Source organism: Microbacterium sp. ISL-103, assembly GCF_018613995.1.
Taxonomy (GTDB): Bacteria; Actinomycetota; Actinomycetes; order Actinomycetales; family Microbacteriaceae; genus Microbacterium.
This window is the reverse complement of record NZ_JAGGPD010000224.1, coordinates 1-5,173: the sequence shown is the minus strand read 5'-3', so window position 1 is coordinate 5,173 and position 5,173 is coordinate 1. Positions and strand designations below refer to the sequence as shown.

The following is a 5,173-nucleotide window of genomic DNA, read 5'->3' as shown; positions in this document are numbered from 1 at the left end:
ACGACCCGGTCGTGGTTGTCGAGACCATGGCCCGCATCGTCGAGTCGACCGAGGAGCATGGCCTCGAGCGCATCGCGCCGCTCACGACCAAGCCCCGCACGCAGGGTGGCGCGATCACCCTCGCAGCCCTCGAGGTCGCCGAGTTCGTCGAGGCGAAGTATCTCTGCGTCTTCACCCAGTCCGGTGATTCGGCCCGTCGACTGTCGCGGCTGCGGTCGCGCATCCCGATGATCGCCTTCACTCCCGAGCCGAACATCCGTCGCCGCATGGCGCTGACCTGGGGAATCCAGTCGAAGCTCGTCGACATGGTCCAGCACACCGACCTGATGTACCTGCAGGTCGACGACTACCTGCTCTCGAGCGGTCTCGCCGTCGAAGGAGACAAGGTCGTCGTGATCTCCGGTTCCCCTCCCGGAATCGTGGGATCGACCAACGACATCCGCGTGCACAAGGTCGGGGACGCCGTCAACGGCGCAGCTCCGATCTACAAGGAAGCCACGGTCTGATCGAGGCTCTTCGGCGAAGGGGCGGAACGCAAAGTTCCGCCCCTTCGTCGTGCCAGGGGCCCGGAGCGGCACCGGGGCGGGCGTATCGTCGATCATGACGAGCGTTCGGGGGAGGGCGACATCGAGATACTGAAGCGGGCCGGGTGGTGGCTGGCCGACTATGCGTACGCCGCATACTGGCAGGTGCGATCGGCCTTCGACCGTCACGACGCCGATTCCTTCACCGGCGGAGATGCCTCGCCGATCATCATCCTTCCTGGTGTGTACGAGACCTGGAGGTTCATGCAGCCGCTCGTCTCGGCGCTGCACGAACGCGGGCACCCCGTGTACGTCCTCGAGACGCTGGGGCGCAATCAGAAGCCCGTTCGCGAGGCTGCGCGCATCGTGACCGCCTTCCTCGAGAAGATGCAGATGACGGATGTGCTCCTGGTCGCCCACAGCAAGGGCGGACTCGCCGGAAAGCTCGCGATGACGGGATCGGCCGGCGGCCGCGTAAAGGCCATGCTCGCAGTGGCGACGCCCTTCGGCGGTTCCCGATACGCACGGATGCTCCCCGTCAGGTCGCTCCGCGCGTTCTCGCCGTCGGATCCCTCGATCCTCGAGCTCGCGGGCAGGGCGGACGTCAATCAGAGGATCGTGTCGGTCTACGCCGCGTTCGATCCGCACATCCCCGAAGGCAGTGAGCTGAGCGGTGCGCGCAAGAATCTGCGTCTCGACACGGGCGGGCACTTCCGGGTACTCGCCGATCCCCGGGTACTCGGCGAGGTCGCAGCGCTCGCGGAGCACCCTGAGGACTGAGCCCACCCGCAGACCGGGCGGAAATCCTCGACCTTCGACCATGGGACTGCCAGCCGTCGGCCTGTACGCTGGGGCAGGCGCAGGCGGCACCCGCAGGTCTGCGCTCCCCATCATGGATGACCTGACCATCGAACCCGACGCGGCAGAGCGACTCGCGAACGCCGCACCGGTGATCGGCGAGCCATGCGACTCTCTCCTCGAGTCGCTCGAGGCCTCGGCCCCGGTCGGGAGCGACGGGCTGCCTTCGCGGCGACCGGGCAGCATCGGCATCCGCTACCGCCTGAAGCGACGCTTCCGCACATACGATGCGATCGCCTGCGTGCCCACGTACCTCGCCCAGACGCGAGGTCTCGACACGATCGCAGCGAGCGACGGCACTCGCATCCACGAGGGGCGGATCTATCGGCCGCTGCTGGTCGGCGGGCTGCCGGTCGAGGCCACGAATGCGCATCTCGAGGCGATCATCCGGGCCGTGGTACCCGATCAGGTGCTGATCGCCGATCACCCGGCATCGGCAGAGCATGCCCTCCTCGCGGCGATGGCTCCTCTGCTCGAGAGATATCTGCTCATCGACGACGAGGTCTGGATCAGTCTCTGATCCGGTGGGTGCCGGCGGTGGGACTCGAACCCACACGCCCTTTCGGACAAAGCATTTTGAGTGCTCCGCGTCTGCCATTCCGCCACGCCGGCTCGTGTGTCGCGTCTTCGACTTTAGCGCAGAGCACGGGCGATCCCGATCGCGAGCCGCGCCATCGGGGGACCTCCGAGGTGCTCTCCACTAGGATGGATCTGTGACCGAGCAAGAACAGGCAGCTGAGCAGCCCACGTCATCCGCACCCCGACGCGTCGTCGTCGCCGAAGACGAGTCGCTGATCCGTCTCGACATCGTCGAGATCCTTCGCGACAACGGCTTCGATGTCGTGGGTGAGGCAGGCGACGGAGAGACCGCGGTCGCGCTCGCGACCGAGCTGCGCCCCGACCTCGTCATCATGGATGTCAAGATGCCGCAGCTCGATGGCATCAGCGCGGCCGAGAAGCTGCACAAGGGCAACATCGCCCCGGTGGTGCTTCTCACGGCGTTCAGCCAGAAGGAGCTCGTGGAGCGGGCGAGCGAGGCCGGAGCCTTGGCCTACGTCGTCAAGCCCTTCACCCCGAACGACCTGCTGCCGGCGATCGAGATCGCTCTCGCACGCCACGAGCAGATCATCACGCTCGAGGCCGAGGTCGCCGACATGGTCGAGCGCTTCGAGACCCGCAAGCTCGTCGATCGGGCCAAGGGACTGCTGAACGAGAAGATGGGACTCTCCGAGCCCGAGGCCTTCCGCTGGATCCAGAAGGCGTCGATGGATCGCCGCCTCACGATGCAGGATGTCGCCAAGGCGATCATCGAGCAGCTCGCGCCGAAGAAGTAGTCTGTGCTTCCGCTCGATGCGGAGCATTTCCTGCGCCCGGTCCGTCTCGGCGACGGCGCAGCCCTCGCACGGGCGTATGCCGCGAATCGCGAGCATCTCGCACCGTGGGAACCTCTGAGGAACCCGGAGTTCTTCAGCGCTGCCTGGCAGGAGTCCGATGTCCGTCAGTGCGTCGCCGAAGAGGCTGCGGGTCGCAGCAGGCGGTTCGTGATTGAGTCCGTCGACGGTGAGATCCGGGGACGCATCAACCTCAACAACATCGTTCGAGGCGCGTTCCGGAGCGCGGATCTCGGCTACTGGATCGATCACTCGCTGCTGCGCCGAGGGTTCGCCTCGCAGGGCGTGCGACAGATCGCAGCCTTCGCCCGTGACGAGCTGAGGATGCACCGCCTGCAGGCGGCGACACTCGTTCACAACATCGCGTCTCAGAGGGTTCTTGCCGACTGCGGATTCAAGAGGATCGGCCTCGCGCCCCGATACCTGCGGATCGCGGGGGAGTGGCAGGACCACGTGCTCTTCCAGCTCCTGCTCGAATGAGTCCCCTCTCGACCCGGCTCGGTGGTCGAACGGCCCGTCCCGTTGCCGGGTGCTGCAGTCACCACTAGCGTGGAACCGAGGTGAAGGTATGGAAGACGCATTCAAGTCCGCTCTCGAGGGGCTCGATGCTCCAGAGACCCAGGTGACCGAGCTTCCGTTCTCGTTCCTCGCCGTTCTGCCCGTCACCGGTGCATCGGTGTCGACGCTCGGCGGCTTCCTCGGCAGTCAGACGGTCTCTGCGACCGACGAGTCATCGGCGTGGCTGGACGAGCTGCAGTTCGACCTCGGGGAGGGACCCTGCTGGGACGCGATGAGGCTGTCGCGGCCGGTTATGGAGCCGGAGCTCCGCGGACGAGGCGGCGCTGAGCGCTGGCCCGCATTCGCCAGGGCGGCGCAGGCAGGCGATGCCGCATCGATCTTCGCGTTCCCTCTGACCGTGGGCAACCTCCGATTCGGCGCGATCGACCTCTATTCGAGTTCGCCGCTGCGCTTCGACCCCATGCAGACGACCCAGGCGAGCGCCATGGCCGCCGTGATCGCGAGACGCGTGCTGCGCGAGAGGATCAACGAACTCGAGATGCCCGACGAGACCTCCCTGTCTCCGTTCTCTCGACGCAAGGTGCACCAGGCGACGGGTATGGTGCTCGCGCAGCTCGGCATCGACGCCGAAGATGCTCGTCTTCTTCTGCACAGTCGTGCCTTCGCGACGGAGAGCACCGTGATGTCGGTCGCCGAGGATGTGCTGGCCGGNNAACGATCGGAGTCGGATCATGACCCGGCTCGAACGGGACCAGCGGCTCCTGCACACCTTCGTCCAGCTCGCCGACACCCTGGTCGACGAGTACGACGTCGTCGAACTCATGCAGCACCTCGCCGACACGTGTCGGGACGAACTCGACATCGCCGTCGCGGGCATCCTCCTCGCCGACCAGATCGGTGACCTCGAGCTCGTGGCATCGACAAGTGAGGCAGCGAGTGTGGTCGAGGCTCTGATGCTCGGGTCGCGGGGCCCGGCTCTCGCGAGCTATGAATCCGGCACGACCGTCACTGTGACCGAGGTGGATGCACGCGATGCGGAATCGGCGGAGTTCCGCGAGTCAGCTCACGCATCCGGCTACACGTCGATCGTCGCGATTCCCCTGCGGCTCCGCGAGCAGACGATCGGCACGTTGACCCTGTTGCAGACGGCGGGGCGCACGCTGTCGGAGGAGGACCTGCTGATCGCACGCGCTCTGGCCGATGTGGCGACGATCGGCATCGTCCACGAGCGGGTGCTGCGTGAGACGGAGATCCTCACCACCCAGCTGCAGCACGCGCTGAACAGCCGGATCGTGATCGAGCAGGCGANNCATCGAAGAGGCATTCAGCCTCATCCGCGATCACGCGCGTCGCAACTCGTTGCGGCTCGGAGACGTCGCACGGCAGATCGTCGAACGTCGTCTCACACTCGGCTGACTGCAACGCCCGCGCCCGCCTACGGGCCGGACACGCGAATCGGGTGTGAGTAGAATCGCAGGCACGCCCCAGACCCCGGCATCGACATCCATCGAGTCCGGGGGATCCTGATGAAGCAGATCGTGACGCCGTTCGGCACGTTCCTCACCGATGAGGTGCTGGCCGACGCGATATGCAGGTACTCACGGGCTCTGGCGAGAGTGCATGACTCGGCATTCGTCGAGATCCCCTACCGCGACGCGCACGGCCTGGTCCGTCGTGTCGTGCTCCGGGTGGGATGGCTCGTCTCCATCGATGTGGCCTCCTCGACGCTCGCGGCAGAGAAGGTCGACGCAGACGTGATTGCGACCGAGATCATCCGGTGGAGCGAGGAAGTCGAGCGGCGAGAGGCGATCGGATCATCGAATCCCTATGACCCGATCGACGGGAAGGCCACGCGCTGACCGGCGGAATCAGCCGGGGGGA

8 protein-coding genes, 1 tRNA gene and 1 pseudogene are annotated in these 5,173 nt (G+C 66.2%); 8 read left to right on the top strand and 2 right to left on the bottom strand.

Going from position 1 to position 5,173, the window contains the following annotated elements; genetic code table 11:
* The 3 genes from J7E68_RS09150 to J7E68_RS09140 all read left to right on the top strand — a co-directional run.
* Positions 1 to 506: pyruvate kinase alpha/beta domain-containing protein (locus J7E68_RS09150; protein ID WP_285225063.1), on the top strand; the 506-nt coding region annotated here is incomplete at its 5' end.
* A 183-nt stretch (positions 507 to 689) separates the two neighbouring features.
* Complete coding sequence (locus J7E68_RS09145) at positions 690 to 1,304, top strand: alpha/beta hydrolase (RefSeq protein WP_311416801.1); 615 nt, start codon at positions 690 to 692, stop codon at positions 1,302 to 1,304.
* A 40-nt stretch (positions 1,305 to 1,344) separates the two neighbouring features.
* The gene (locus J7E68_RS09140) at positions 1,345 to 1,902 is read left to right on the top strand and encodes a hypothetical protein (protein WP_215171906.1); all 558 of its coding nucleotides are present in this window, start codon (positions 1,345 to 1,347) and stop codon (positions 1,900 to 1,902) included.
* A 9-nt stretch (positions 1,903 to 1,911) separates the two neighbouring features.
* Here the strand turns inward: J7E68_RS09140 and J7E68_RS09135 are convergent.
* Positions 1,912 to 1,994: transfer RNA gene (locus J7E68_RS09135), tRNA-Leu, on the bottom strand.
* Positions 1,995 to 2,095: 101 nt separating this feature from the next.
* Between J7E68_RS09135 and J7E68_RS09130 the strand changes: the two genes are divergently transcribed.
* From J7E68_RS09130 to J7E68_RS20385, 3 genes and pseudogenes are all read left to right on the top strand, one after another.
* Positions 2,096 to 2,716, top strand: a complete 621-nt coding sequence (locus tag J7E68_RS09130; protein WP_042536652.1) for an ANTAR domain-containing response regulator — start codon at positions 2,096 to 2,098, stop codon at positions 2,714 to 2,716.
* Between the two features lie 3 nt (positions 2,717 to 2,719).
* The gene (locus J7E68_RS09125) at positions 2,720 to 3,253 is read left to right on the top strand and encodes a GNAT family N-acetyltransferase (RefSeq protein ID WP_215171904.1); all 534 of its coding nucleotides are present in this window, start codon (positions 2,720 to 2,722) and stop codon (positions 3,251 to 3,253) included.
* 88 nt (positions 3,254 to 3,341) lie between these two features.
* Positions 3,342 to 3,734 (top strand): annotated as a pseudogene (locus J7E68_RS20385) (GAF domain-containing protein); the annotation flags it as partial.
* On the opposite strand, the gene J7E68_RS09120 reads toward J7E68_RS20385, so the two are convergent.
* Positions 3,722 to 3,871, bottom strand: coding sequence for a hypothetical protein (locus J7E68_RS09120; RefSeq protein WP_215171910.1), 150 nt, complete (start codon positions 3,869 to 3,871; stop codon positions 3,722 to 3,724). The pseudogene J7E68_RS20385 and the gene J7E68_RS09120 overlap by 13 nt on opposite strands.
* Before the next feature lie 152 nt (positions 3,872 to 4,023).
* On the opposite strand from J7E68_RS09120, the gene J7E68_RS09115 reads away from it, so the two are divergent.
* Positions 4,024 to 4,761 carry a GAF domain-containing protein gene (locus J7E68_RS09115; protein WP_251048820.1) on the top strand — a complete coding sequence of 246 codons (738 nt, stop codon included), beginning with the start codon at positions 4,024 to 4,026 and terminating at the stop codon, positions 4,759 to 4,761.
* 57 nt (positions 4,762 to 4,818) lie between these two features.
* Positions 4,819 to 5,151, top strand: coding sequence for a hypothetical protein (locus tag J7E68_RS09110; RefSeq protein WP_215171902.1), 333 nt, complete (start codon positions 4,819 to 4,821; stop codon positions 5,149 to 5,151).
* Positions 5,152 to 5,173: the final 22 nt, after the last annotated feature.

Coding starts and splice junctions, on each gene's coding strand:
- J7E68_RS09140 (WP_215171906.1), top strand. CDS start 1,345: ATGGGACTGCCAGCCGTCGGCCTGTACGCTGGGGCAGGCGCAGGCGGC.
- J7E68_RS09110 (WP_215171902.1), top strand. CDS start 4,819: ATGAAGCAGATCGTGACGCCGTTCGGCACGTTCCTCACCGATGAGGTG.